This is a genomic window from Bradyrhizobium sp. USDA 372 (assembly GCF_053629095.1).
In genome coordinates, this window is the sequence record NZ_JBRJHR010000001.1 from 5,098,979 (window position 1) to 5,125,600 (window position 26,622).

Below are 26,622 nucleotides of genomic sequence, written 5' to 3' on the forward strand. Positions count from 1 at the left end.
GCTGGCTCAAGCAACTTTCAAGGTTTCGCCGCCGATTTCGCGGTTGCAGGGACAGAGCTCGCCGGTTTGCAGCGCGTCCAGAACGCGGAGCGTGTCCTTAGGACTGCGCCCCACACTGAGATTGGTCGCATAAACGTGCTGGATCGTATTTTGGGGGTCAACAATGAAGGTGCAACGATAGGCGACCCCTTCGGGTGAACGCACGCCAAGGCCATCGACGAGCGTTCCCTTTGTATCGGCAAACTGCCAGATTGGTAGATTGTGCAGGTCGACATGCGAACGCCGCCAAGCAAGCTTGCAGAACTCGTTGTCAGTCGAACCACCCAGTACAACCGCATCCCGGTCAGCGAATTCCTTGGAAAGGCTGGCAAATTCAGCGATCTCTGTCGGACAGACGAATGTAAAGTCCTTGGGGTAAAAGAAGATGATCTTCCATTTTTCCGAAAAGCTCGTTTCGGTCAGCGTCTCAAATGCACTCTGCCCCTCTTCTTCGTGCGCTTGAAAACCGGGCTTCACGCCTGTGATGTCGAATGGCGGCAACTGACTTCCAATTCCGAGCATGCTGTCCTCACAAACTTCGTTTTGTAGATCGTGACCTCACTGGTGGAGCAAACTATATGCCACCCGTTCTTAGGTAAGCCTCCGGTGGAGCTTTCAATTACCCACAAATGCTTGATTCGATTGCGATAGTCCTAATCGAAAATTCTTGAATCGGATGAATCGCTTGTGATTCATTGTCGGGCACCTGAATCGCGACGGCGAGGTGCCTTGATGTGTTCAAGCGGAACGACGTGTCGTTGGTCGGCCGGCCCGGATGATGGTGATGAAAGTGCCGTCGAACATTGGACGGAGCGTGAGATCGACAAGACAGCGTTCAAGGATGCCCGTCTCGGTCAACGATTTAGCGAGCTGTTGAAGCAAATTGGTGACGGCATGGGCGGGAGCATACCGTTCGCGTGCCAGGACTGGGCGAACACGAAAGCGGCCTACCGCTTCTTCGCCAATGATCGCGTGGAGGAAGCCGACATCCTCAGCGGTCACTTCGCCGCCACCCGCGCGCGTTACGATGACTGTAGAGGCCCGATCCTCCTTATTCAGGACACTACGGAATTCTCCTACCAGCGCGCGAACACGAGCGCTATTGGCCTGACCAAGAGCGTCAACAGCGGCCGGGACAAGGACGGCCGTTGGCGCCATCACACGGTCTGTGGAATGCTGATGCATTCCAGTCTCGCCGTGACTGTCGAGGGCCTACCGCTGGGATTGGCGGCGGTGAAGTTCTGGACACGGAAAAAGTTCAAAGGCACGGCGCAGCTCAAGAAGAAGATCAACCCGACCCGCGTTCCGATTGAGAAGAAGGAAAGCGTTCGCTGGCTCGACAATCTCAGGCAGTCGATCGAGCGGCTCGGACAGCCGGCGCGTTGCATTCATATCGGCGACCGCGAAAGCGACATCTACGAATTATATTGCCTGACGCAAGAGCTTGGCGCCCACTTCCTTGTCCGCGCCTGCGTCGACCGGCTGGCAGGCGATGGCGGTCATACGATCGCAACCGAGATGGAAGAGACCAGCGTCAAAGGCTTGCATTACATCGACGTGCGCAACGACAAGGGAGAGGCGACGAAGGCCGCGCTGGAAATCAAGTTCAAGCGGATCGTGGTCTTACCGCCCATCGGGAAGCAGAAACGCTATCCGGCCCTCGACCTGACGATAATCCATGCCACCGAGCGCGGTACGCCAAAGGACCGTAAACCAATTGAGTGGAAGCTCATCACTGACCTAGCCGTCCGCAGTCGCTCCGAAGCAATCGAGAAGATCAACTGGTACGCCATGCGGTGGAAGATCGAGGTATTCCACAAGATCCTGAAATCGGGCTGCAAGGCGGAAGACTCAAAACTCCGGACCGCGGAGCGACTTGCCAATCTAATGGCGGTCTTCTGCATTCTCAGCTGGCGCGTCCTCTGGCTCACCATGCTCAATCGCATCGCCCCGGACGCGCCACCGAAGCTCGCACTGACGAATACCGAGATCGCATTGCTCGATCGACTCATCAGCGGCGCCAGCCATCGACGATGTCGCCCTGGAACCCTTGCATTTTATCTCACCAAGCTTGCACGATTGGGTGGCTACCTGGCCAGGGCGGGCGATCCGCCGCCTGGAAATGTTGTCATCTGGCGCGGCCTCTCAAGACTCACAGATATCGAACTTGGCGCCGAAATCGCAACGGCTGGAAATGTGGGTAATTGAAAGCCTCACCGGACGGTTACGTTCTTAGGTCTGGAATGGGCGCAACAAGACCAGCCCCGCGGCTTGGGTCCGGGCATGTTCGCGCGCTTGGTGCCTCGATCAGCACTAAGCTGACGGTCATCTGGAGCACCAATGCTCTCACAAGGCGTTGGAGCCAACTATAAAACACCGCCATACCCCAGCAGAGGAATGGCTAGGATTAGGGTGCCTTTGAGCTCGACGGCACGCGGGCGCTGGTCAGGGACTTGGCGGGAAGACGTCAGACCCGAACCGTAGCAGTCTCGTCATCGACCGGTAGGTACCGCAAAGCCAGCTACGGGCTTGATGTCGGCTTGCGCTATTTAGCGCGCGCAGCTGGTCGAACTGCGACGTCTCGCCGTTGAGGGTCCACAATCGGCGCGTTCGTAAGACATCAATGTGACGCAGGAGCGGACGCTAGAGCTAAGGCGGCTTCCGGAGATGGCAAAAATTCTGATGGACGGTTGCGGAGCCGACGTGCTCGGCAGCCCCACTGTCGCGTTCAGGTCGTCCGGTTGTAACCAAAGCACCGCAGCTCGGATGGGGCCCGGCTGCGCGCCACGATCAAGGCAGCAGCCTGCCAAGTCCGCGGTGAGGCTCGCCGGTCGGCCTTTTCCCGCGCGCTTCGCAATAAGATCGATCTCCTCGCGATCAGCAAATTCGCTAAAAGAACGAGAAACAGCTGGCCGGTCCGACGGCTGCGGGCTCGGCAAGCCCATTTATATCAAGACTAAAGGGCACCTGCTGCCGAGTGGTTGCGAAATCGAGATCTTTTCTCCCCTCGCAAAATCGATTGCGAGTATAACGTGCGTGCCCATTTGCTGGCCTCGAGTGTCGCTGCACCTGTCGCCGATGCGTACGCATTGGTGCCCGACATCCTGAGCCACATCGGCCAGTAGCCTATTCGTCTTTTGGAGGGTAGAGAACTGCCCGGAACACTATTTGGATCGATCTCATGTAGATTATCGATCACGGCCGGGATCTTGTTGGTGTTTTTCTCGCATCGGGCATAGCTGTCGAAGGTGCTCCTGCGAATGTGGTAGGCGTTGCAAGCAACCGCTCGGCAGCCCGAGCGGAACGGCGCGCGCGACCTCCGCGAATACTTGCCCTCCATTGCTAAGCCGTAGCGCATCAAAGGAGCGGCGTGTGACGCGCGCCAAAAGCGGCACGCCAGATCGGCCGGCTTCAAGGGTCAGAACCAAGGTGACCTCAGCCTCGCCGTGCGGCAGAGAGGCTTTTATGCGTGCTGGAAAAACATTGAGGATAGAGCTTGCGCGCCGAGGTTCGCGCGCAATGCTGACGTCGTCGGCAGCGATGCGCAGCCGCAGCTGCGCGCCCGGTGTAAGCGGCACTCCAGGTATCAGAAAGCGCACAGCTTTGAGGCGGAGCATGATCAGCCCATAGCGCCCGTCATACCCGCCGACCGTAGTATCAAGACAGACTGCCGCTTCGCCCCGCCTGGCAAGCGCCGCATCGCTCTGAATGACATTGAGCGGACCGGCCGTAGTCACGGCGCCACCCTTCATCATCACGAGATAATCGGCAAAACGCTCGATATCAGCGATGTCATGGCCGAAGTAAATCATCGGCAATGGAAGCGTTTGCCGCATGCGCTCGAGAAAGGGCAGGATCTCGCATTTGGCGGAGCGGTCGAGCCCAATGAGTGGATCGTCCAGCAAGAGTAGCCGAGGCTGGCCCAACAGCGCACGGCCAAGGGCGAGTCGCTGGCGCTCCGCTCCGGAAAGATCTGATGGCAAACGCTCGAGCAGTGGCGCCAAGGCGAGCAATTCGACCACACCATCAAAATCGATCAGTGCCTGTTCCGATTTGGACGCGTTGTATAAAACGGTGTGTCGTACAGACAAATGAGAAGAGAGAATCGGTAGGCGAAATACAAATGCGACGTGACGAAGATGAGTCGGTCGAAACGTAGTCTCATCCTGCCAAATCTCCCCATCAATCGCACAGAATCCATTCGGCAGGCGCTGGACGCCAGCGATGCAGCGCGCGAGTGTAGTTTTGCCGCACCCGGGCGGACCAAGAATCGCTGTGACGCCTTTGGCTGTACGCTGAATTGCGTATCTAGCAAAATGCTTCCGAGAGAGCCGTTGAAGGCAACTTCGATATAGCCCTTTTTGGCTTCTCTGATGAACCTTAGCATGTGCTGTATCTTCTCAGCTAAGTCAGGAGGCCAATGGCTGCAGTGGAGCTGATCGCCATGCTTCCGACGATCCACTCTATCCCGCGGCAGCACGGGCTTTTCTGCTCGCGTGAGGGCCTAGGGTAGAGGGCGGACTGCAGATTGGTATCAAGACCGGAGTCTTGTTGAGCAGCTCCGCGCCGCTAGGATTGTGGCAATCGGACGTTGCTCGCTGCACTTGCCATTGAGAGGTAAGCGCCCTTCCAGCAGCGCAAGGTTGTCAGTCTGCTTGGCGGGCCGAGCGCATGTTCGAATAGCGCGGCTTGAGAGGCTTGGCGGTAAAGCTGTCCGATCACGCCAGAGCCGAATACTGGCTCGGGGCCAGAACTCGGCATTACGGATCCCACAGCTTCGCGAGCCGATTCGAAGTTTGCGTCCGTCGCCACAATGGTGGCCTTTGCACTCTCAGGTGCGAGTAGCATCAAAGCTAGATCGATCATGATGAATCGAATTAACTTCATTGGAATCCCGGCTCCGCCGCGACCGCTTCCTTCGCGGCAGCTTTATCCTTACCCAGCAATCGGCGTGCCGTTTTAAGGAATACCTGGCCGGCTAGTGGCAAGGGAGGCTTTGCATCGGTCTCCACCCTGCGTCCTAAATCGCCGCATTGTAGGACCTTGGACGTTCGCGTCGCCAACCGCACATGCAGGAGCTATGAGATGGCACCTGAGGGTGAAACCATGCCTCTCGCATTGGAGACGGTGCTTCGGCGAATGTGCGGCCGTAAAACGCGTCAGTGATACACAAGTCGCTGCCTCCGGCTGGCGCACCTTCCGATCTGCGCGAAGGAGAAGGTTGGCAGCCTCTCTTCGAAAAAGCGCTGATATGAGATGATATGCGCTGTCCGCGCGCTCAAAGTGCTTGAATCGCCCGTAACGTCAGGATGTAGGCATTGCGAAGCAAAACGCCATATTGGGAGCCAACATCGGCACACAAGCGCTAAACGGCCGGATCTCTGTTTGATCCCGGTCCTCGCAATGCGTGTTGCGCCTAGCGGGACGATGATTCGGGGCGCCGTTATCATTGCGGCGCCCGGAACAGTGAGCCAGTGGCTGCCGAAGCGCTCGAATCCGGTAAACAGATCAGCCTCGCGGGGCAAAGAAAAACAGTTGAGAGGTTTGGTGAATCAAGAGCGACGAATGGGCTGGACCTGCAATGCGCATCGCTATTCGGCCGTCCTCGCTGCGATCGCGATCGCAGCGACGTGGTGCACAGGATATGCTCGCGCGCGAGATCGTCGGGCCGAGGAAGTCTTGGTGTCGTGCAAACCAGACGTGATCCGCTTCTGTGACCGCTTTACAGGCCCTAACGATGCTGATGTGGCCATGTTTTGTCTTACGGAAAACTTCAAAAACTTACGCCGCGAATGCCGACGCATGATGCCTACCGCCGCCGCGGACAAAAGCGACCGGTCGAGACAATCTCTCAACAGGCGTCCAGTAGGCCTTCATCCAGAGTGAGGCACGGCAGTTGCGAACTCGAACGATAGTGAGGTGTTCAGCCTGACCGGGCCCGGGGTTTGACCAGCTTGGTGGCTGCAAGTTGATCGGACTGAAGGATCAGCCTGCCTCGCGCAGCTCAACTATCTGAGGACTGATCCGTGGATCGATTGGCAGCAGTTGCGCTTCAAACAGCGCTGCAGCCATACGGCGACTTCGAGGCTTACGTGACGTTGCTATGGGTTCGCTGTAACGGGTCCGAACGACAACTGCGTAAGCTGAGGAGGGAATGGCCTGACATATGCAGGAATTCCGTACTGCTCACCAATCTATACCGTTATGGTCGGCGACTAGGTGTTTTTGGGCAGGTAAGCTAAGCGGTAGTGACGGGCAGACGATTCGCCGGAATATTAGCGTTGGAGTTGGTTTCCCTTAGATTCTCAGCTTGGAACTACCTTGGGCTGGACTGCCGGGCTCAAGGTAATAGAGTGCGCTAGGAAAACATCTTTTGTTAGCCGCTGATCGACTTCTCGAGGCAACCGCTTGATGCCATTGCGGCGTTTTCGATGGGCGCTCCAGGGGAGTCGCTTCGCCCGAACGTGGTACTCTTGAAAGAATACACTTCAGAGCTCAGGGCTAAAGGGAAGGCCGTCGATACGAGTCGTTGAAAGGCAGAAAGCTGTTCATGCAGACGCTTCTCCACGGCCTCCCGCTCCGCGCCAAGCAGACCAGTGCCAAGTAATCGACGGCAGCGCCAGATTTCGTTTCGCAACCATCTGATCTCACTTAATGTATCATCAATCGAAGTCATCACTGATATTCGTCCCTGGAGTATCAAGCATGGCGATCGTCTGAGCGGCCGTTGCTTGGCTCCGCATTTCTGCCGAATAGTTGAGCTGAGGACTTACGACTTTCCGCCCGTTGTCCCCGAGCAAGATGTGTGCAACTCTTACCAATCAATATCACCCGACACCGCGCGTGTGACGACTAATCGCGGCGGATTTTCGCGGTTTCACGGCGCCCCGATCGTGTGTCCTGCATAATTTCAGCGCTTCCACAAGCTTGGTTGGCCGACGAGCAGTTAAGTAGATCCGGCGTGCTATAGGCATTCACAATCGCTTACCCGATAACTAATCCATGGGCGAGGTGGAGCTTATCCACAACATGGGAAAGCCATGAGAACGAATTGTGAGGAACGCAAACCAGCCTGAGTGCGATCCACGGCACGCGCCAGCCAATCAAGAAGCGAACGCGGTTGCGATCTTGGTAATACAAGGTAAAATGTCGATGGACGCAGTGTCGAGCCAATTGAGCATTCCACAGACGGTCATTGCCATCGACATCGGCTGTGCACGCCTCAGAAGAGCGATTGAATAGCTTGAATCCCACGCTGCGCCAGGTTTTAGCGTTGTTGATGCGCCACAGATAAAGGTTGGCAGGCGTTGACGTCCCATCGCAAGTGGAGATCACGGCGACGACCTGTTGATTTCCAGTTTTCTTGCCTGCGGGCGATGGCCAGGAAGGCCATTTCGATGGTCGGCACGGGGCGCCTGGCCGGCATCGTCAAGTACAACTTGACGGTTGGAGCCGCGAGATAGCGTGGATGATGGAATGATGCGGGCAATAGGATGTGTCTGACCCAGCCTAGCCACCCCTTAGCTGGTGCAGGGAAAACGCGCTGGGTGAACAGCCAGCTCGCGAGCAAAGTACTCCAGCAGACGGTTCATCTATCCAGAGGCGGCGACAGGCAGCACTGATAGCGGCACGAGCGCTGCGGCGACAGCTTGGGAGGTCTCATGTCCGTTCAGACCAGCCTCGCGAGGGCGCTAGGCGAAAGCGATCGCGCCAGCGACATCGTTGAATTCTCAACGGTGGTGGTCACGCGCGACAAGCAACTGCGCAACGTGGACCATTCGATGTTCCAGCAAAAGGCGGAGGCTGAGTTTCGATCTAAAGTTCTGCCGAGTTTCGAGGAAATCCGCGCCGGAGGGTCGTGGTGTTAGGCTGTCTGCGGCCATTCTGACCGGGATGCGCCGCCTGAATGTCGACAACAATAAGCTGGCAAGCCTCCCCGACGCCTTCAAAAACGGTTCAGGAGTTGGACGCGCGCGGTAACCGCCTGACCCACCTGCCCCGGCTTCCGGCCGGGCTCCAGCGTCTGAACGTCGAGTACAATCAGTTGGCGGACCTGCCCGAGCCTCTCCCGGCCGAGTTCGAATGGCTCAGCGCCAGCCACAACCGGCTGACCAGCCTGCCTGAGGCCGTCTCGCACCAGCTGCTATGGTTCGGTGCCAGCAACAATCTGCTGACCAGCGTGCGCGAGACCCTGCTGACGCACCTAGGCCGTGAGTCGAGCGTTAATCTGGAGAATAATCCGCTCGCCGATTGGGTGCAGGCCGGCCAGGCAACAGCGATGCCGGACACTATGCCGGCCCTCAGGTTTTCTTCTCGATCACCGCTGGAGCGGTGGAAGTTCAGCCGCGGCCGCTACAAGAGGTCGCCGCGGACTGGCTCGAGGGCGAGCCCACGGCAATGGCCACTTGGCAGCACTTCGCCCATGAGGCGGGGGCCGCGGACTATGCACCGCTTCCTCGATGGGCTCCGGGGCACCGTGAACTAACATCATGAGGCGTTCCGCCAGGCGGTCGCCGAAGATCTGCGGCAGGCAGCCTTCAGGCCGCATTTGCGCGAGCAGTATTTCGAGATGGCTTCGGGAGCGAACGCGAGCTGCGAAGATCGCATTACTTTGGTCTGGAACGGCATGCGGACTGCACGCCTGAACGCTGATATCGAGGACGGCGTCTATGACGGGCGACTGGGCGAACTGCTCCAGAACGGCCGCGTCATGTTTCGCTCGGAAGCGCTTGAGGGGATCGCGCGCGAGAGGGCAATTCACTTCGTCGTGCCGATCCCGACGCAGATGTCGATGAGATCGAGGTCTACCTTACCTACCAGACCCGGCTGCGCGACGCGCTGGAGCTGCGGCACACCGCTCCCGACATGCGCTTCATGAACGTCTCTCACGTGACCGAGGGCGATGTGGCCAGGGCCGAGGCATCGGTGCGGGAGCAGGAAGCGGCGGAATTTCCGGACTATTTGGCAGCGTGCTGGCAACCAGGAACGCGTGGTGAGGCGCATCGCACCCCAAGACTATGCTGAAATGCAGGAGCGGCTCGTCGAGGCGATGAGCGTACAGTTTGAAACCCGCTTGAGCGACTGGCCGAGCATGGTCTAACAGGCGACGCCGATGCCGAGCGGGTCCTCGGCGCCCACACACGAGACGAGATCGCCCGCGAGATCAAAGGCGCGGTCATGCATCAGGTGCTCGGAGAATTCGACCTGAAGCTATGAGCGGCTCCCGAAGGAAGACCTCTTCGATCCGCCTAGCCGCTCACCAGCCAAGGCTGCTATCGTTGCTTGGACGGGCCGCCTGCATCAGCCATTGGCGAATGATCTGCCGTCAATTGCCCTCGCGCTGCCCGTGCGCACGATCGTAAGGTGGAGATCCAAGCGAACAGTCGTATACCGCAATTCATGCGTTCGCGTTGCGAACGCCATTGAAGTCAGCGGTCAACGACCACTCATAGGCCGGACGAATAGATGCGGATCAGAGCGAACTTTCAAGTGGCCCTTGTGCAACGTAGGCTATCGATATCCGTTCCCCGCCGACGATCGGACCTTCGCTGCGTCACACTCGAATCCAGATCGCGAAACAGGCTGTAATTCCGTCGGATCCATTGATGCAGCTCGGTGGACCAGTCCTTCTCGTTGCGCAGATATCCAGTGAAGGAAAAGCTAAGCCGGTCTATATATCGTTTGAGGAACAGCGGAAGTGCGGGAATCCGAATCACCCGCTCGTGATCCATCGCTTCCGGTAATTCGCCGCGCAGCACGAATTCATTGTGGACGGTGACCAGCGACGCCCGGCGGAATTCGCCGCCGCAGCATTTCATAAGCGCGAAAGGAGATGCGGTCTGCGCCCGCGACGAAGAGGATGATAGGGGCGACATAGCAGCGCGCCGTCTCCTTCATGAAGCCTATCTCCTCGCACATCTTGAAGAATTCGTCGAAGGCGTGAAAGCCGAGGTCAATTACCTTGGGTACCCGATCGTGGATGATCAGAGGGTCCATCAGCTGCATCTTGCCGTAAGTGTCGATCACATCCGCGGTCTCCGTGATGTTGGGGAGGTAGTCGAGCAATGACGGCTCTTTCAAGTTCACATCGAACGATAGCGTTGCGCCGTTTTTCAGCAGCAAGAACTCGCTCATAGCCCGAGCGATGAGGGTTTTACCGACCTGCGGGCTAGGAGAGCAGATGATGTAGATGGGGGTCGCTAACATAGCCAGCAGATCAATTTCGTTCCGTACGTAGGCCCGACCGGAGCTCGCCGGATATGCCGCTACTTTTCGCCGGCCCGGGTGGCGGACTTGGCCCCCGCCAATTCCGTCAAGTTGATGCGATCGAATTCGCTCCAGACATTTGCCAGCCAGTGCCGGACATAGCCGCGCAGGACGAAGGAGTTGTTCGCAGGTTCATCGTTCCGTCCCTTGTTTGCCACGAAGTCTATGAATGGGATGGATGCGACTTCCACCTGCTCATAGGCCATCTCGTTGAGCTTCGGTATGGTCAGCTCAGTCGCATGTTTGATGCGGTGAAAATAGGAATTATAAGTCGCTTGATCCCACTGGAAGAATTGAGTGTCGTTGATGAAGTTCTTGACGAGGTAGTACTTTGCGCCGCTCATGAAAGTCGCGGTTTCCGCGATCTCGTCTAGCGAAGCGATGGATGATCCCAGGATGTGGAACACGGCGAATGTGATCTGGCCAGACCGTGCCGAGTCCAAAAAGCCGATGTCGCGCAAGGAAGCTAACGCAGAAGACAGTAGTCCTGCGCGAGCATCGATGACAGTGACGGATAGCCCTGAGTTCAAGGTATCGAAGATCTTCATCTGGTCCGCCGTCGTGGTCATGTCGACGATCTCAGTGATCTCGGGATAAAAGCGCTTCAGCGTTCCGCGGGGCGACTCTGTGTCGAATGCGCGTGTTTGCACGTTGTTGACGCTGAAGTAGTCCAGTAGCGTTCGTGATACGGTCGTCTTGCCGACTCCTCCCTTGTCCGCGCCGACCACAATTACAACTGGCTTCACCATAGAAACATCTCCTGAGACACTCGCCATTGCCGCGCGCAAGGTGCGCAATCGGCGCGTCTCTGCTTTGGGCGCGATCATGGCAGAAAGAAGGGGCAATGAACCTTCGATGCTGGAGCTCTGCAACTGATAAACGTTTTCAACATTAAGCGAGTGACGTGGTCCGATGATGCAGGCCTGAGAATGGAAGTAATCACTTGTATTGGTGATCTACGTGAGGTTTGTGGGCAGCTGGAATGCGCGGGCCAAGAATCAACTGTCCGCCTGTGGTGATCGTTGTGATGCCATAGGTTATCTATGGATGCCGTCGCTGCCGCTATCTACTTTTCATGAAGCGACGGAAACTAACGTAGCGTCAGATTGCGAGCTCGGGATGCGACGCGGTGCGACTATGGCTTGGCAGACCACAAAGCCCTGCTGGATTAGATGGTCGTCTCTTCGGCGGAGAGAGAAGCGGCTGGTAAATTCCTGAAAGATGACCCTGAACGACCGAGCTCTCACTCTCACTCTGGTGATGAATGTCGGGATATGCGAAGGCTGAAGCGCGTTGGTGACGCAATAGCAACCATGCATCGCTCTGCGGCGAGATTATCGGGCCACGGAGAACAAGATCGAATCCGGAGCGGGGCGCCGGCGGACGGCGCAGCATCGGTGGGGAAGCGATATCGGGCGTCCGAAAGAAGCGCGCGTCTGGTGGCCGGCACGGCGATCTTTGTCTTGGACACAGAGTTCGCCGAGCGACGTCCTATGGATCGAGAAGGACTTATTGGAATGAACGGTAGCCATGGCGGTGCGTACTCTCGGTGGCCGCTTCCTTGAAGCGGCAGACAGTGTACGCTCCGGTTTTAAAGCGCCCACTTTGATTACCCTGAAGATCCAACCCGGATTGTCGCCTTGTTTAAACGCGTTTGCGCAAAAAGCGGCCTCGAGAGTCACGACGGGTGTGCGATGATCCGGGATCACGACGACCTGCAGGCCGTTCCGCAGCGTGAAGTTTGGTGGTCGATCTGATTTGACCGTGCCGGCAGAGACGCTAGCCTCGTCAGGAAGGTGTAAGTCGGTGCCATTCTCCGTTGTGCGCTCGACCGCCGGGGCGGTGCGCGTCCTCGACTCCGAGGCTTCAGCGGCGGTGCCTGCCGCCTTGCCGGTGACCGAAAGCCGGTTCTTCATGGCATCGCCTTTCGCTCCATAGTTGTCATTATGGTAGAAGATCCGACACGGCACGGAGCCGTGTCTCGTCTTGGCAAACAGTGGAGCGAAAACCGGACCAATCGCCGGCCTCGCGTACGCAACGGCACACAGCGACGTTGCGCACAACGCGTCAGGAGAACTTCGCCCAATGGAGACTTCAGGTCAATCGAGCGCGATATGACGCCGGCACAACACCCGGCAGGCTCGCCCTCACACATCTCGCTCTAGAAGATGAGTAGCTTGACAATATTTCTCATGGACGCGAGCTGGAAGTCGGCGAGCAGCTCCTCGGAGTACACTGCGCCGAAGTAGTCCAGGACGAAGGTGCCAGAATAGCGTAGATTATCGGTCGCGCGGATCAGGTTATCCAGTGCGAGCCTGACCTCACCAAAGTTGATCTGGCCAATCGCTCTTCATGTGGTGCGTGTACGCTCTACATAAAGTCATAGTCATCATCATACGGATCGTTCGCGGGCTTTGCCATACTTTCGGTACACGTGGCATTGCTGCTATTGTCTTCAGTCGCGGCAAGATACAAAGGCGGTTTACCCGCTCGCTGCCATTTGCCTTCTTTGTTCTTCCATTTGTCTTCGTGCTTGGTGGGATCGAGCACCATCATCGAGTCGCTTACCTCAAGAAAGCCCAACGCTGCTGCGCGGGCTTTCGCTTCCGGATTGGAAGAGTGGGAGAGAACAAGCGGTTTGTTACCATCGATCTGGAGCTGATGTTCAAGCAAGATATCGCCCGCGTTATCGACGAGCGGATGAGTAACCCTGAAAGCTGTCGTTGAGGTGATTTGATCTCGCCCAGGAAATTGTTTGCGCCAATCATCGTTGCCCTTGAACAGCTCACTCATGCGACCTCCGGGTTCCGTTCTCAGAAGCCCGACGCTCTTATTCGCGAGCTGATAGCTGAAAAATCGCGCTTTCTCCGAAATAGACTTGGTGCCGAAGCGAAACGCGGTGTCCGCTGTGCGTTGAGCCTTTTGAGACACCCAGCGAGAGTATCTCTGCGGATTAGCAGCAATATCCTCTATGTCTGCTCCATAAAAGTCCACCAGCTTCCTCTCGAATGAAGATCTTGAGATTTCAACGACCGGCGGCTCTTCAACCAGCGCGTATGGCGGAACTGGCGGCGAACTTGCATCAGGAGAGGAGATCGATGGCGCCAAATTCAGACTAGAGAATACATCCGAGAACCTTTGGCGATCCGTGTAGGAGGAAGAGTCATCGGTCGCGCTCGTTCTCATTTCATCGGGCTCGGAAGCACGTTCGCTACTAGATAGATTGATGATGTGCTGAAACATAACACTTTCTATTTGTATCGACGGGGGCTGCGCTGGTTGAGGTTCCGCGTTCATAGTAAGCCCAGCTGTCGGCAAGCTGAGCATCACTTCGCTATTCCGCCCCGCTCTTTATCGCCACGCTATCTTGAACGAGCCAATGCGTGCCGGCCGCCCGCCTGCGGTGCTGGGCTGGCATCGCCGGCCTCCGTCTTGCGTTCAAGGGCGAGGGACAGTCCGAAATTGTTGCGCAGCATCGGGTTTGCGGGTTCCGCTGCGAGAGCTTGGCGGTATAGTTCTTGGGCCTCCTGATGGCGGCCCTCGTGATCGAGAACAACCGCTTTGGCATTCAATGCGCGCAGGTCGCCAGGGGCTGCCAATAATACGCCGTCGAGCACCTCGAGCGCATCATTCGGACGGTTGCCTGCCAGCAGGGCTCGCGCAAGAGGAATCGCCGCATCGATGTTGTTCGGCTGTTGCTTCAATGCATCACGCAGAGCTCCTTCATCAGGATCTTGGCCGAGCGCGTGCGAAATGCGCTCGCGCACCGCAGGGTCGATCTCTTCGCTGTGTGCGAGGTCAGATGTGGACGTCTGCTGTGGTGAAAGGCTATGCTTATCTGGGGCAGCGCAGCCAGCGAGCAGCACACTAGCCAGCATCGCAAGCAGAGCCGGCCGCGGCCCTGGACTGGCGGAGCACAAATACCGGCGGCACCTGATTCTATTTGATCTCATAGGTTAGTCACGAGGAAGCGCTGCCCATTCTTAGTTTGCAGCTGTGAGAAGCGAGGAAGGCGCCTTGGGAAGCTTGACGGATCCAATCGGTTGGACCGTGAAGTCGGCGGCGAGATCTTGATACGATAGAACAGGCAGGTCGATCCCGTTGCGCGTGAGAAAACCGCGTACGAAACGCCGGATATCCATCGACCCAAGGACGACAGGCTGGCTCTTACTTTGCGCGATGGTCGCATGGATCTGACGAAATTGTGCAAGCAGCTTTTCGCTCTGCCATTCATCCAAAACGAGGTATGGGCCGACGGCAGTTTCCCGTACTGCGCCGCGGATGATTTCCTCGCTCTCACGCTCGATGATAAAGGCGACCACGACGCGATGGGCGTTCGCATACCGAAAGCAGATTTGCCGCTTTAAGGTAGCACGAACGTATTCGGTGAGCAGGACGGCGTTTTGCTCGCGTTCGCTCCATTCTGCCAATGCCTCCAGGAGCAAGCGGGTATTGCGGATTGGAATGCCTTCATCGAGCAATCGGCGCAGGACCTCGGCGATCCGGGGGACGGTGGCCGTACGCAGCACCTCCTTCACCAGGTCAGGATATTCCTGCTCCATCCGGGCGAGCAATTGGCGGGTTTCCTGGATACCCACCAGGCGCTGTGCATAGCGTGTCAATGTGGAATGGAGACGTAAGGCAAGAACTTCGCTCAGCCGATGATATCCGATTCCGGCGGCCTTGAGGGCCGCTGCATGCCGTTCTTCGATCCAGACCCGATTCGTTTCCGGGTCTTGCTGAAAGGGGATGCCGCTCAACTCGATGTTGGCCACATCGTCGTTGAGCGCCAGGTGCCCGGGATTGATCACATCGCGCTCAACTGGCACACTATCGACATCCACCCTGAATTGCGACGAGGACAAGCTCTCGCCGATCTGGGCCGGGATGCGCGGAATGGTGATGCCAAGGTCCGCCGAGACGAGCCTTGAAACACGCGAAATGCTCTCTTCCAGCTCGTCTTTGTCGATCGAATCCGTCAGGTTCGGTGCAAGGAACAACGCGATCGGAAGTGCTTCCGCATGCACCGGCTGCTTCTGGGCCGCTGCGGGTGCCGGCGCCGAAGCAGCGACGCTAGCTCCTATTTTAGCGGCAGGCTTGTCGCCTTTGCCGACCTTGACGAAGCTTGCCGCAGCGAACAGGACGGCCAGCACGAAAAACGGGGGCAAAGGAAAGCCGGGAACGAGCCCCATGAATACCAAGACGCAGGCGGCTAGCCTAAGCGCCTGCGTACTTGCGGTAAGTTGGTGAACGATATCGGCGCCGAGTTTGAGCTTGGAGGGCCCGTTGACGCGCGTGACAATGGTCGCAGCGGTAATTGACAGCAGCAACGCCGGAATCTGCGAAATGAGCGCATCACCGATCGTCAAAAGCGTATATTGATGCAGCGCCTCATCGAGCGACATACCTTTTGAGAGCAGACCGATGCTGATTCCGCCCAGCATATTGATGCAGATCACGATTAGCCCGGCGATCGCGTCTCCCTTAACGAACTTCATGGCACCATCCATCGCGCCATGAAGTTGACTCTCTTGCTCCAAGGCGGCACGTCGGCGACGTGCTTCGTGCTGATCGATGTGGCTGTTGCGCAGTTCCGCATCGATCGCCATCTGTTTGCCTGGTAGCGCGTCAAGGGTGAAGCGCGCAGACACCTCTGCGACGCGTTCGGCACCCTTGGCAAGAACCATGAATTGCACCATGGTCACGATCAAGAATATGACGATTCCGACCGCGATATTCCCTGAAATGACGAAGTCGCCGAATGTGTGAATGATGCTGCCGGCGTCGCCCTCGGCAAGGATCAGCCGCGTTGTTGCTATCGTTAGCGCCAGTCGGAATACGGTGGAGATCAGGATGACGCCCGGTAAGGACGAAAAATCAAGCGGTGTGGTGAGATAGAGGGCAACCATCAGCAGCAATATGGCAAACCCAAGATTGAAGCCGATCAGCATGTCGATCACGATGATTGGGATTGGCATGATCATCATGCCGATCGCCAGAAGCAGCATCAAGGCAACCATGAAATCCGGGTGGGCCGGAGCGCGCACGATGAAGTCACGCAAGACGTTGGCCATGATAGATCCCTATTGCTTTTTGATGAGGGCCCTGCCCGCGCGCAGTGACACATAGCGCTGGAAGACCTCGCGAGCCTCGGGCATGCGGCCAGCGTGACGCAGGGCGTGGCTGCGCAACAGGGTCATCGGTATGCGGGAAGAGGGTTGCGTATCGAGTGCGTCCAGCCGGTCCAACACGTGGAGTGCTTCGTCGCCAAGGCCCTCGGAGATTAGCGTGTAAGCTAGGATGCGGAGTAAACCGACGTCGTTGGAATGCTCGCGAGCTGCAATTCGCAACAGAGCTAGACTCTGTGCGCTCTGCCCGCACGCGAGATGTACATACGAGAGCGCACAAAGCAGGTCGCGCTCCGGCCCGGAGATCGACAGAATATCGCCGGATTTGGAGACTTCTGGCTCCAGGGGAGCGGGCACATGCTGCAATCCATCAGGATCGGCCATGGCTAGCCCTTGATTAAGCTGTTTTGATTTTGCCGGAGCATTAATAGCCGCTGTAGTTCCTGCTGCAGGATTGCCAAACATTCTCGCGCCGTTTTGTCATTCGGCGTCGCCTCCAACGTTCGCGTCAAGCGCTCCAGAAGAACACCATGCTTGTCGGCGCGCAGTACGTCCGGATGACGGAGGCGTGGAACGACGAAGGAGAGTAGTCCGCGGGACAGATTGGGACCATAGAGCGAAGCCAATACCGCGCGCGGATCTAGCTCATTTGCCCCTGCTTCGCTTTCGAATAGAGTGACGCGCTGGATGGCGCCGACGGAGTTGACCTCGAGCGCCGCTTCGCTCGCACCATCAATTGGCAGATCATGCGTAACCGCATCCCGCCACGACGCGCGCTTCGTGCCGCTATCCGCATGGACGCCTCCGACTTCGAGTTTATCACCTCGCGAGGGAGGCGAGCCGATGACCGGTGCGTGCTGGCCCGCATCTAATCCCTGCGATGAGGTGCCGGGCCCTACAGAGTGCTGGGGCAGCCTAGCCATCGCCTTCTCCTTCTTTCTTGCAGGGTAGAGACTTTAATATGGCAAAGCAGCAGATCGGCCGTTGCGACTGAGCAGAACACGTCCATCCTCAATTCGATCAACGGTCCATCCATTACTTAAGAGCGCGCCGACGAAATACTTCTGTCCGGCAATAAGCAGATAAGGTTCGCTTCCGCGCCAGACGGCTTGGACAGCAATCGAAGACGGCATCTTCTCCTCTTTCACCGTGACAGCATTCACAAGGGTCGTGGTACCGTTGGTTTGGCGATCGAACCATTGCTGGATTTCTTTCCATTTTGCGACGAGGTTCGGCGCAATTGTGCCTTCCGCGGTCACAACGCCGGGGCCGCGCCCGATCTTAACGTCAAGAAGGCCCGCTCGTTCGATTTCTTGCCGCAGCGATACGGCCATTTCATCAGCAGCTCTCGGATCGAAATGATCGACGGTTGGCTTAGTGGCAATCTCGACGGCGCGCGACGACTGGGTACTTGGCACCACCGCCCTATCGCCGGGGGAGAGGATAATTGAGACGGTGCCGATCACGACAGAGCTGAGCAGAACCAGGCTGAGTGCGATGATCGAGCTGCGAGAGCGCTTGCTCGAAGCAACTGGCTGGACATCCTCTGTCGACCAGCGGATGGACATCGCACCAGCATGAATGACCGCGGGTAGGGGCACTCTGACGCTCTCACCTGAAGTGATGCTCGCGAGGCCGTCTATGCTGATATTGGCGGCGAGCGCCTCGACTTCAATCGAATCGCGCTGCGCGATGATCCGAAGGTGATGCGGTTCAAGCCCTTGTTCAACGAAGATCATGTCGGCATCGAGGCCGCTGCCAACAATGCTTTCGCCGCCCGCTGCCTTTCCCTTGAGCCCGGTATAGAGCCCCGAAAGCACCTCGAACTCGAGCGAAACAGAGTCGTTCACGATAACCTCCTGAATAACGAGAGAAGCCGTACGGCAGTGCCGTACGGCTCATCCAGATTTCGTCATTCACAGCGCGGCGACGGTAGCAACGCGGTGAGCCACCCGTCTTGCAGAACTACTGAACGCGCTCGTCGGCGACCTTCTTCTCGGACGAGAGTTCGGTCGTGATTCGACGCATTGCCACGGCCTGGGCCTGAACTTTCTGGCTAACACGCTCGAATTCAGCCATCTGGTTCTGGAAGCCCGTATCGCCCGTCGGCTGGGCACCAGCAGCGCCGCCATTTCCGCCAACATTGTCAACTGCCATGTCTACTTACCTTTCTGTTAGGATAACCTTGGTTCTGACTTGTTACGAGTTGTGGGCCGGCGAGATGATCGCAGGAATCGAAAGGAACATGGGCGTACCGCCGAGCGTGCTGAGCCCAAGGTTCAGCTCCGGGCTCTTGCTGAGAGTATCTGACTTGGGTTGTACCTCGCTCTTGTCGCCGGCGTCTTTGTCGTCTGCGGCCTTATAGTGGTTACCCTCGTCGGGCACCGAGGTGTGGACCACCTTGTCAAAGACCTTGTCCACGGTCCCGCCCAGTGCCGAACCAATGGCCGCTCCGGCAGGACCGCCAAGGTATCCGCCGGCAGCGCTTCCGATCATTTCTCCGATCATCGCATTCTCCTATCCTCGTCTTGTTGCGCTCAATAGACGACTGCTCGCCTAGATTTCAGCGGCCTCATGCTAGGGGCGCTAGCTTTCGAAAAGCTGACGAGCCTCATGTTGAGGCGAGTGGGTTGATCTTTTGCGGCAGCCTTGCATCTGCTCGCAATCACCGGCTCGCCCGGGCGTTCCCAGCCCCGCCTATAATCGGCTTGGCTCAAGGCCGGGTTGGATGGTGCTTAGCTGCGCGTTCAGGAATGAGTTTACCTTGCGGACCCTGCACAGGCGCGTGGCCTGCCGGATAGAGCGCGGAAGCGGGATAAGGTCATAGAGTTGTGCGGGTCTCAGTCCGCGCTTGACTCGCTTGGCTAACATGGGCGGCTTGCGAAAAATCAGGTTCCGTGAAGATCCTAATGCCGGAGAGACTGGTGCGCGCGCGTGCTCAACCGATCGATCGCTGCTCGCAGATGATGTGCACGACCGGCGGGAGCGCTGATTGCGCGGGGAGGATGAGATGACTGGTTGATGACCGGCAGACGTGGCGTATCGCGAAGACATAGGGGCACATCTGGTACCAGACGATTCTTGCGGACAGGTGCGTTGAAGCTTGCGATACAGCTTAGCGAAGGATGCGTCTCGCACATGCGATCGATGTCAAAGTGCGTGCGGCTTCGCTCGCTCATCGTCGTCAGCTTTTCGACAGGTATTCGGGCTACAGTCTTTGTGAGTTAAATGCGGTGATGTGATCGTGCGGTTACCGTGGTGCGGCGAGAGGAAGATCTCATTAGGGCTGGTGGTTCTGGCAAGAGAAGCAGTCGTTCGTTCGGATGAGCTAATGGTGCGTTCTCATGCAAATCGAAGCTGCGTACCTTGGTTGACTATGCGTAGCGCTCGCAGTTTTACAGATTTCGTCTATGCAACAGGAGTAAACTAAATGCCGTATCTTCCCGTGGCCGGTCTTCCGGTGGTGGGCGCGCCCGACTCGATGAATGGAGTGGTGCCAGAAGGCGCGGTTGTCACTCCCGCCTTCAACGCCTTGTTGGGACAGTATGCTCCGGCGAGCTACCAGTACCTACCGGTGGCCTCACCAGCCCTCGTCAGTTCGGTCGCCGTTCCCGTCGTCGTGACGCCAGCCGTCGTTACGACCCAAGCGTACATGATGGCGCCTCCTCCTCCCACCATGCTGATGAGCCAGCTGAATCAAAATTCTGAGCCTGCTGTGGATCCGGTGTGGACGCATGAGGTCAAGGATGGCAAGGCCACGATCAACCTTGGGGACAAGTACACGATTACGGCCAATGAAAAGGATGGCACCTGGACAGTTCGCAACAACCAGACTGGTCATGTCACGGTAATTCATGGCGATCCCCACGTTGATGCCGACGGAGACGGCAAAGATGACTTCGATTTCAAGAAGGATATGACGTTTCAGCTCGACGACGGCACGAAAATTACTGTCAATAACGTCGACTACGGTAATGGTGAGGCCATCTCTTCAAAGCTTACCATTACGAACGGCCATAACGCGATGGTTGTCGAGGGGCTCGGCGACGACAAGGATGGCAAAAACAATCTAAGGGTGACGCAGTCCAATGCTGGTATGACGCTTGACGAGCTGACGTCCGATGGTGCCCAAACGATCCATGAGAGTGGCCAAGGCTGGGTCGATGGGGCCGGACGCGCGGTGAATCAGGCGAGCATCGATGCAGGCGAACAAGGGCGCGGGCCTGGTAACTACCAGTATGCAAGCGCAGCGCCTGCCTCTACCGCCCCCGTCTTCTTCGTTCCTCCGCCGCCGCCGCCTCTTGCGATGGTGCCTGTTGCGGCCGCCCAGGCACCGACGCAGTCGTCTCAGCCGGCGCCAGTCTGGTCGCATGAGGTCAGGGGCAGCAGGGCCGAGATCAAGCTTGGTGATAAGTATTCGATGCTGGTGGACGAACGTGACGGAACGGTGCTCATTCGCAACAATCAAACGGGCAAGATCACAGCGATCCACGGCGACCCCCACGTCGATGCCGACGGTGACGGCAAGATCGATTTTGACTTCAAAAAGAACATGACCTTCCAGCTCGACGACGGCACGAAAATTACCATCGACACCGTTGATATCGGCAACGGCAAAACGATGGCATCGAAGCTGACCATTACCAACGGCGACAATGCCATGGTCGTCGAAGGTCTTGGAGACCGCTTCGACGGTAAGAACAACCTTAAGGTGACGCAGTCAAATGCGGGCCGTACGCTTGATCAGCTGACTTCGGATGGAGCCCAGACGATTTATGAACAACCAGGCTCGGGCTGGGTCGATCGGTCTGGACGCCAGGTTAACCAGGCGATCATCGACAGCAATGAGAATCCAGGCACACCGTCGGACGCTTGAGTTGGCCGCAAGCCTGGCGAAGCGTTCTCAGCTTGTGGGTAAGTCACTGAAGCGGGCGTTAGCGCCCGCTTTTCGTGTTCGGCGAGGCAGATGAAGATAGTAGGTGCGGCGGCGTATCGATCTGGATCGCCGCTCTCATCTCGCGATCGGGGCTGTCTAAGCTTGGGCGCCAATCGTACCGACAGACCCGCCATGACCTCACTGATCAGGTACCCGCAACATTTTTCGATGCTGGTCTCAGCGGTCCAGGAGCTGTGCTGGTATGCGCGCAGCGAGCGCCAAAGCTGCCGACTTTATGATCTCAGAGGGTCTCTCTGACGCCCAATTTCGCGGGCGGCTCCAGAACCGATCTAGGACAGCCAGCTGACGGAATTGATCATCAATGGGGAAGCGGTTGGTTCCGCTTGAAACCTGCTGACTGAAAAGCACTCGATGAATCCGCATCGAAGAGTGTGGCGTATGCCCGCCTAGCTAGACGCTGCGGCGTCTTCCGAGAGTTCCCAGTGCGATCGGATTGCGACCGGCCGCACCGCCAACCTGGAGGACCACCTAAGACGCGTCTAGCGGCTGGTTTGCCAAGTCGGCTGCTTCGCCCGGTCGTTCTCGGTTCGGCTTGCCTTCCGAAGAGTCTTCCCTGTGCGCGTCTGATAATCCGGGCCTTCACCCATCATCTAGCTCGCTCATAGCGTCATCCATATCTGACTGGGAATCGCTTATGACCTGGGTGGCGACGGCAACCAGAGCCTTTTCGAAGGCTCGCTGCAACAATGCTGCGGGCGAGTTGTCGCCGCCGTTCGCGGCGTTGTCGGTGTTTGTGCCAGCTTCTGGCGCCGTTGCTGCGATATCGGCTGTGCCTGTGTCCATGTCATAAAACCCAGATAGCGGCGGCGCCGCGAGATGACCTATTCCCGCCGTTCTAGCAGGGACAGCTTGCAAGAAGCTGACGAAGAGTGAGGCTGGATTAATGCTGTGATTCCTGCGCTCAGTGATCTCGGGTGGCTCCGCGCCTTTGGAGTTTGATGCGCAAAGGACGGTGCCGGTTCGAATCATTCGGCCGCTGTTGTCTCCAGGAACATCGGCGCGCATCGGTCCGGCTCCAGGCGCGACTGAGGGCCAGTGGATCGGATGGGCATCTGCGCTCGGCTGCCGTAGAGAGCTGGCCTCTGTCTCACGATACGAGCTAAAAAGCTATCGACGGAGGTGCGCCTTGCCCGACTTCTGAAACAGGCCATCGCGTGCAAGTGGCTGCTTTGGCCCGGCTGCAAAAAGGAGATGAGAGACCTTGGGGTGCCGAACAGAGTTTTCGCGGATCAATCCGTCGATCTCTGATGATCATGCTTTGGATGATCCGCGGGCATACGTCACTGAGAGCTGTTATCAGCAGGCCGTTACCGCCGGATGCTAGAGTCCTCGTTTTGCGAATGATCAATCGTTCGCCAAGGAACGGCGGACAAGCGGCAGAGCAAGCACTTCGATGTTGAAGGTGCTCAGGGGGTCGGTCATACCCTGACTCTCCTGATCCGGAACGCCCTTACCCTCATCTCGACGGCATGAACGTCTCGCGGTGCTCTTAAATCGCACCGTACTCGCGGGTCCGGCGCGCCAGACCTGATTTCGCAGCTAAATTGCGATGTTCTTCTCCGCGGGCCATTGTGTTCTCAGCGAACCATTGAGAACTGTTTCACGCATTCGGCTCGCGCGGTCTTTGATTTGGCCGCTACCCCTCGCGAGCTGGTCTGGCACTTAGGAGTGGCCGGAAAAGAGAAGGGTGGCCGCGAATACCCGCCGGCAAGCTCGCCTCTTACCAGGTGTCCTGCGATCTCTGAGTCTTTGTCGGCCCCGCGGAGATCGCCCTTCCGTTGCACGGCTGCAGCCGTTAGGGGATGGGCGGATCTTCCGCATCTAGAGGTTGGTCTTGCCCTCCCTCTTCAGGCCAAAGGGTCGGATCTAGCGAAGGTGTGAGACGAATGAAGTCCTCCTCTCTCCATTCGGCCGTATGAGGCACGCCGAGAATGGCGAAAACTGTTGTCGGGTTGTCTTTGCTTGGCTTCACTCCGCTGCGCTCCAGCATGTCCATCTGAGCGCCGGTGGCTGTTTGAGGCGTAAACACCCAATAGTCCTTGGCGAGATGTCCGTCCCACATACGGAACTCGGAAAGTTCTGGCGGAGCTGCGGAAGACCCAGGTTGGGCCGGTCCCGCCTGCAATGGCCGGGCATGGGAGGGGCCGGCGTGCGACGGCTCACCCTGAAAAGGGGCGGTGTGCGATGGTCCTGCATGCGATGGGCCCGCTTGTGGCTCACTGTGCCGTGGCTCGGCATCAGACGGGTCGACATCCAGATTCTGCCATATCAGATCTTGATCGAAGCCGGGATGTTCCTCGATCGCCTGAGCGATGGTCTGCGGCGAGAGATGCTGCCGGCCGTTTTCCGGCTCAGGCGCGGCGACAGCCGCAGGCGCGGCATTTAGATTATCCTGCCAACCCGAGTCTGGCGAATGGGGATGCGCTAAATCTTCGTAAGGCGGATACAGGTGTCCGGTATCAAAGTATGGAGAGTAGGGATGGCCCGCGTCCAGATAGGGTGAATAAGCCTCGCCCTGCAGCAGTGGATGGGCGACGCCCTGCGCCAAAGCGGGAGCCTGTGCGTCGCTGAGCTGCCGGTCGAATTCGGTTGCATCTGAAGCCGTCCGTGCTGCGTCGGGCTCCGGGCTCGTATTCGCCGGGGCGACTGCATTGAAATCCACCCTGTTCCTCCTTCCAACTGATGACGCGCATCGAGTTCCGCGAAGCCTCGGCTAGCTCGGAAGCACACGTGCGGAGGCCCACATTGATTTTTAATACTCGCGCCGCCTGCAAAGACAGCACTACCTAATTTCCCTTGAGCGCCTGGTCTCTGATCCCTCTATCAGGGTTGCCCCAAGCAAGGCAGCCGTCCAGACCTCGCAGGCTCATGCTGGGGACCGTAGCTTTCGAAAAGCTGACGATCGGATGAATATAGGCGTACGCCGGACGGACCGACTTTGCTCGGAGCGGTTTTGCATCTTCGACCTCACTTCTGGCCTGGACCGGTTTCGCGCAAAGTGCCCTCATGGTGCGGCGTTTCGGGAGAACCTTCCGGCCGCCCGTCTCGCAAGACCGTGCTCGAGGAACCGCGAAACAACATCAAAACCGACTCGCGTTGTGGCCTCTCGGCTGCGACGGGGCCGCGCCGGGCCTGCGCTTCCGCCACAAGGCCTTTAAGGGTCTGGTCCACCAGCGCAACAAATCGGGGTGGGCCAGAAGCAAGGATGAGGCCCTCTCCCGGAGCCGGTTTCACGATATAGCGCTCATCCGAGATGTTGAGCGCGTCGAGCGCGGAGGTGAACGCATCGAAGCTGATCGGGTTCAATACGATGAGCCGGCTTTGCGCCTCGTGGGCGGCGGAGATGTAAAGGACGAGCCCGTCGTAATACCACTGAAGATTGTACAGGTTAGTCAAACGATCAAGGAATTCTCGTGGCGGCAGGTCCGGCATTCGTCCGCGAATCCGGCCCTTGACCTCGGCGCTGACATTGACCCTGATATTGAGATTGTTGCCGAACTCCTGCAGCGCCGCAGGAAGATCCTGATCGAGAACAGTGTAGCTATAAGGGGCGGACGGCAGCGAAAGGGATGCAGCAGACGAGCGCATTATCCCGATACAGACAAAAACGCCGGCACAAAAAATTCTTTTTAGAATATGTACGATCGTGGATCGCGCGAGCATTCCCGGACGCCTTCCGCTCATCATCAAGTTGGAGTTTGGTCCTAGCTTGAAAGCGAAAAGTGATCTTTAGATGACGTAGTCAGACCGATCTCCGTCAGGTTTTCGTCAGCTCGCCAGCCTATGAACTTGATCGGTTCATCGGTTAACGCCTAGGTCTCACCACACGAGCACAATGACTCATTCCATGTTGTTAGGCGCAACGCCGATCTCTCCCAGTCCTGCCGACTGTCTTTCCAGTGCCTGCTCGCCCGCAGCTGCTGGCGAGCAGGCGGGCTTTGAGCAGTCCCTAGCGCAAGTATCTGCAAATCAGGGATCTGCTCTCCCGCCTGCGGATCGGCCCGTAGCGGCTTCGCCGATATTGGAGGTCCAGCGCACGAATGTGCTGGCAAGTCCGCCGGGTGACCGAATCCTCCAAACCCTTTCCAGTATGTACCAGGGCCGCGCCGTTCCTCCGGCGGTTGCGTCGGCTGCCGTGACTAATGTACAGCCTGGACCGGCTACGCAGCCGCTTTTGCAGACGGATAACGTCGGTGCACATGCGGATGTTAAACCGGTTGGAGCCGATTTTGAGTCGATGATGACGAATCTGCGAGACGTATACAGGGACGTTATTCAGGTTTCCCTCGTCTCTAAGGGCACCAGCGCTGTCAGCTCGTCGCTAAACAAGCTGCTATCGGCCGGCTGAATAAGCTGATGACTGGCGATATGAAGAGGGCTAGCTGTGGCGGCCGTCAATCGTGGCGGCGGCTTCGCGTGTGTCTCGCGATGCCCCTTCTCCTCTCGCTGATCGGCTGTAAGGCTGATCTCTACACCAAAATTCAGGAGCGCGAGGCTAATGAGATGCTCGCGCTTCTCCTTAGCAAGGGCGTTGATGCTGTCCGTGTTGTCGCCAAGGACGGGACCAGTACAATCCAGGTCGAGGAAAAGCAGCTCGCTTATTCGATTGACCTGCTAAATGTCGAAGGGTTGCCGCGCCAATCCTTCAAGAATCTCGGCGAGGTGTTCAAGGGATCGGGCCTCGTTGCCTCGCCGATCGAGGAGCGGGCACGTTACGTTTATGCTCTAAGCGAAGAATTGTCGCGCACGATCAGCGATATAGATGGCGTCCTTTCAGCACGCGTCCACGTCGTTCTGCCGAAGAACGACTTGTTGCGACAAGATGCGACCCCGTCCTCCGCCTCGGTCTTCATTCGCCATGGCTCCAGCGCGAAGCTCTCGGCACTGTTGCCGCAGATCAAGATGCTCGTCGCAAACAGCATTGAAGGCCTGTCCTATGACAAGGTCGCGGTCGTCTTCGTGCCGGTCGAGCGCGCTACAATCGAGCAGTCTGCCGCGCCGGTAGTTCCTGCGGCTCAGTCAGCAAGAGCGGGCTCAGCCCCGTTACTTGCGCTTGCTGTGGGAGGCGCCGGAGCGCTATTCGGCATCGTATCTTGCGTATTGCTGGGCCCGCGCATGCGTCAGTTTGGACGATCATCGCGCAAGCTGAGCGTGTTTGGTAGGGGCTCGCGTGTGTCTGCTGAGCAGGAGTCGGACAAAAAGTTGATTGCTGATGCGACATAGTCTGGACGC

General features: G+C 57.8%; 20 protein-coding genes and 3 pseudogenes. 7 read left to right on the plus strand and 16 right to left on the minus strand.

Features of this window, described 5'->3' with window-relative positions:
• Positions 1 to 6 precede the first annotated feature (6 nt).
• Positions 7 to 561, minus strand: a complete 555-nt coding sequence (locus tag AB7M16_RS24010; RefSeq protein WP_036031991.1) for a peroxiredoxin — start codon at positions 559 to 561, stop codon at positions 7 to 9.
• 210 nt (positions 562 to 771) lie between these two features.
• Between AB7M16_RS24010 and AB7M16_RS24015 the strand changes: the two genes are divergently transcribed.
• Complete coding sequence (locus AB7M16_RS24015) at positions 772 to 2,247, plus strand: IS4 family transposase (RefSeq protein WP_124163619.1); 1,476 nt, start codon at positions 772 to 774, stop codon at positions 2,245 to 2,247.
• 980 nt (positions 2,248 to 3,227) lie between these two features.
• On the opposite strand, the gene modC is transcribed toward AB7M16_RS24015, so the two are convergent.
• Entirely contained in the window at positions 3,228 to 4,340 is a 1,113-nt protein-coding gene (gene modC, locus AB7M16_RS24020) for a molybdenum ABC transporter ATP-binding protein (RefSeq protein WP_311740022.1), read from the minus strand.
• Positions 4,341 to 7,700: 3,360 nt separating this feature from the next.
• On the opposite strand from modC, the gene AB7M16_RS24025 reads away from it, so the two are divergent.
• From AB7M16_RS24025 to AB7M16_RS24035, 3 genes and pseudogenes are all read left to right on the plus strand, one after another.
• Complete coding sequence (locus AB7M16_RS24025) at positions 7,701 to 7,907, plus strand: hypothetical protein (protein WP_050996247.1); 207 nt, start codon at positions 7,701 to 7,703, stop codon at positions 7,905 to 7,907.
• A 38-nt stretch (positions 7,908 to 7,945) separates the two neighbouring features.
• Positions 7,946 to 8,524 (plus strand): hypothetical protein, encoded by a 579-nt coding sequence (locus AB7M16_RS24030; RefSeq protein WP_050996249.1) that lies wholly within the window; start codon positions 7,946 to 7,948, stop codon positions 8,522 to 8,524.
• 63 nt (positions 8,525 to 8,587) lie between these two features.
• Positions 8,588 to 9,063: pseudogene (locus AB7M16_RS24035) on the plus strand (NEL-type E3 ubiquitin ligase domain-containing protein).
• A gap of 461 nt (positions 9,064 to 9,524) precedes the next feature.
• Here AB7M16_RS24035 and AB7M16_RS24040 read toward each other — a convergent pair.
• From AB7M16_RS24040 to AB7M16_RS24090, 11 genes and pseudogenes are all read right to left on the minus strand, one after another.
• Positions 9,525 to 10,245 (minus strand): annotated as a pseudogene (locus AB7M16_RS24040) (hypothetical protein).
• 59 nt (positions 10,246 to 10,304) lie between these two features.
• Positions 10,305 to 11,054, minus strand: a complete 750-nt coding sequence (locus AB7M16_RS24045) for a P-loop NTPase family protein (RefSeq protein WP_036031156.1) — start codon at positions 11,052 to 11,054, stop codon at positions 10,305 to 10,307.
• A gap of 927 nt (positions 11,055 to 11,981) precedes the next feature.
• Positions 11,982 to 12,221 (minus strand): annotated as a pseudogene (locus AB7M16_RS24050) (hypothetical protein); the annotation flags it as partial.
• A gap of 454 nt (positions 12,222 to 12,675) precedes the next feature.
• On the minus strand, positions 12,676 to 13,548 hold the full coding sequence (locus AB7M16_RS24055; RefSeq protein ID WP_245333767.1) for an Effector protein NopP: 873 nt from the start codon (positions 13,546 to 13,548) through the stop codon (positions 12,676 to 12,678).
• Positions 13,549 to 13,667: 119 nt separating this feature from the next.
• Positions 13,668 to 14,072 carry a tetratricopeptide repeat protein gene (locus tag AB7M16_RS24060; protein ID WP_245333766.1) on the minus strand — a complete coding sequence of 135 codons (405 nt, stop codon included), beginning with the start codon at positions 14,070 to 14,072 and terminating at the stop codon, positions 13,668 to 13,670.
• Positions 14,073 to 14,288: 216 nt separating this feature from the next.
• Positions 14,289 to 16,379, minus strand: a complete 2,091-nt coding sequence (gene sctV, locus AB7M16_RS24065; RefSeq protein WP_124163623.1) for a type III secretion system export apparatus subunit SctV — start codon at positions 16,377 to 16,379, stop codon at positions 14,289 to 14,291.
• A 9-nt stretch (positions 16,380 to 16,388) separates the two neighbouring features.
• Positions 16,389 to 16,817, minus strand: coding sequence for a tetratricopeptide repeat protein (locus AB7M16_RS24070; protein ID WP_036031136.1), 429 nt, complete (start codon positions 16,815 to 16,817; stop codon positions 16,389 to 16,391).
• A gap of 2 nt (positions 16,818 to 16,819) precedes the next feature.
• Entirely contained in the window at positions 16,820 to 17,356 is a 537-nt protein-coding gene (locus tag AB7M16_RS24075; protein WP_036031139.1) for a hypothetical protein, read from the minus strand.
• 33 nt (positions 17,357 to 17,389) lie between these two features.
• The gene (locus tag AB7M16_RS24080; protein ID WP_036031142.1) at positions 17,390 to 18,283 is read right to left on the minus strand and encodes a SctD/MshK family protein; all 894 of its coding nucleotides are present in this window, start codon (positions 18,281 to 18,283) and stop codon (positions 17,390 to 17,392) included.
• A 115-nt stretch (positions 18,284 to 18,398) separates the two neighbouring features.
• Complete coding sequence (locus AB7M16_RS24085; RefSeq protein WP_036014847.1) at positions 18,399 to 18,590, minus strand: hypothetical protein; 192 nt, start codon at positions 18,588 to 18,590, stop codon at positions 18,399 to 18,401.
• 42 nt (positions 18,591 to 18,632) lie between these two features.
• Positions 18,633 to 18,941, minus strand: a complete 309-nt coding sequence (locus AB7M16_RS24090) for a hypothetical protein (protein ID WP_036031147.1) — start codon at positions 18,939 to 18,941, stop codon at positions 18,633 to 18,635.
• Positions 18,942 to 19,863: 922 nt separating this feature from the next.
• Between AB7M16_RS24090 and AB7M16_RS24095 the strand changes: the two genes are divergently transcribed.
• The gene (locus AB7M16_RS24095) at positions 19,864 to 21,309 is read left to right on the plus strand and encodes a DUF1521 domain-containing protein (RefSeq protein WP_453945375.1); all 1,446 of its coding nucleotides are present in this window, start codon (positions 19,864 to 19,866) and stop codon (positions 21,307 to 21,309) included.
• A gap of 660 nt (positions 21,310 to 21,969) precedes the next feature.
• Here the strand turns inward: AB7M16_RS24095 and AB7M16_RS24100 are convergent.
• From AB7M16_RS24100 to AB7M16_RS24110, 3 genes are all read right to left on the minus strand, one after another.
• Positions 21,970 to 22,395 carry a hypothetical protein gene (locus AB7M16_RS24100; protein ID WP_225114932.1) on the minus strand — a complete coding sequence of 142 codons (426 nt, stop codon included), beginning with the start codon at positions 22,393 to 22,395 and terminating at the stop codon, positions 21,970 to 21,972.
• Positions 22,396 to 23,185: 790 nt separating this feature from the next.
• On the minus strand, positions 23,186 to 24,052 hold the full coding sequence (locus AB7M16_RS24105) for a hypothetical protein (RefSeq protein ID WP_245454656.1): 867 nt from the start codon (positions 24,050 to 24,052) through the stop codon (positions 23,186 to 23,188).
• A 305-nt stretch (positions 24,053 to 24,357) separates the two neighbouring features.
• Positions 24,358 to 25,053 (minus strand): secretin N-terminal domain-containing protein, encoded by a 696-nt coding sequence (locus AB7M16_RS24110; RefSeq protein WP_260374198.1) that lies wholly within the window; start codon positions 25,051 to 25,053, stop codon positions 24,358 to 24,360.
• 184 nt (positions 25,054 to 25,237) lie between these two features.
• Here AB7M16_RS24110 and AB7M16_RS24115 point away from each other — a divergent pair, with 184 nt between their 5' ends.
• Positions 25,238 to 25,738 (plus strand): nodulation protein NolB, encoded by a 501-nt coding sequence (locus AB7M16_RS24115; protein WP_199752391.1) that lies wholly within the window; start codon positions 25,238 to 25,240, stop codon positions 25,736 to 25,738.
• Between the two features lie 8 nt (positions 25,739 to 25,746).
• On the plus strand, positions 25,747 to 26,613 hold the full coding sequence (gene sctJ, locus AB7M16_RS24120) for a type III secretion system inner membrane ring lipoprotein SctJ (protein ID WP_453945376.1): 867 nt from the start codon (positions 25,747 to 25,749) through the stop codon (positions 26,611 to 26,613).
• The last annotated feature ends 9 nt before the right edge of the window (positions 26,614 to 26,622 follow it).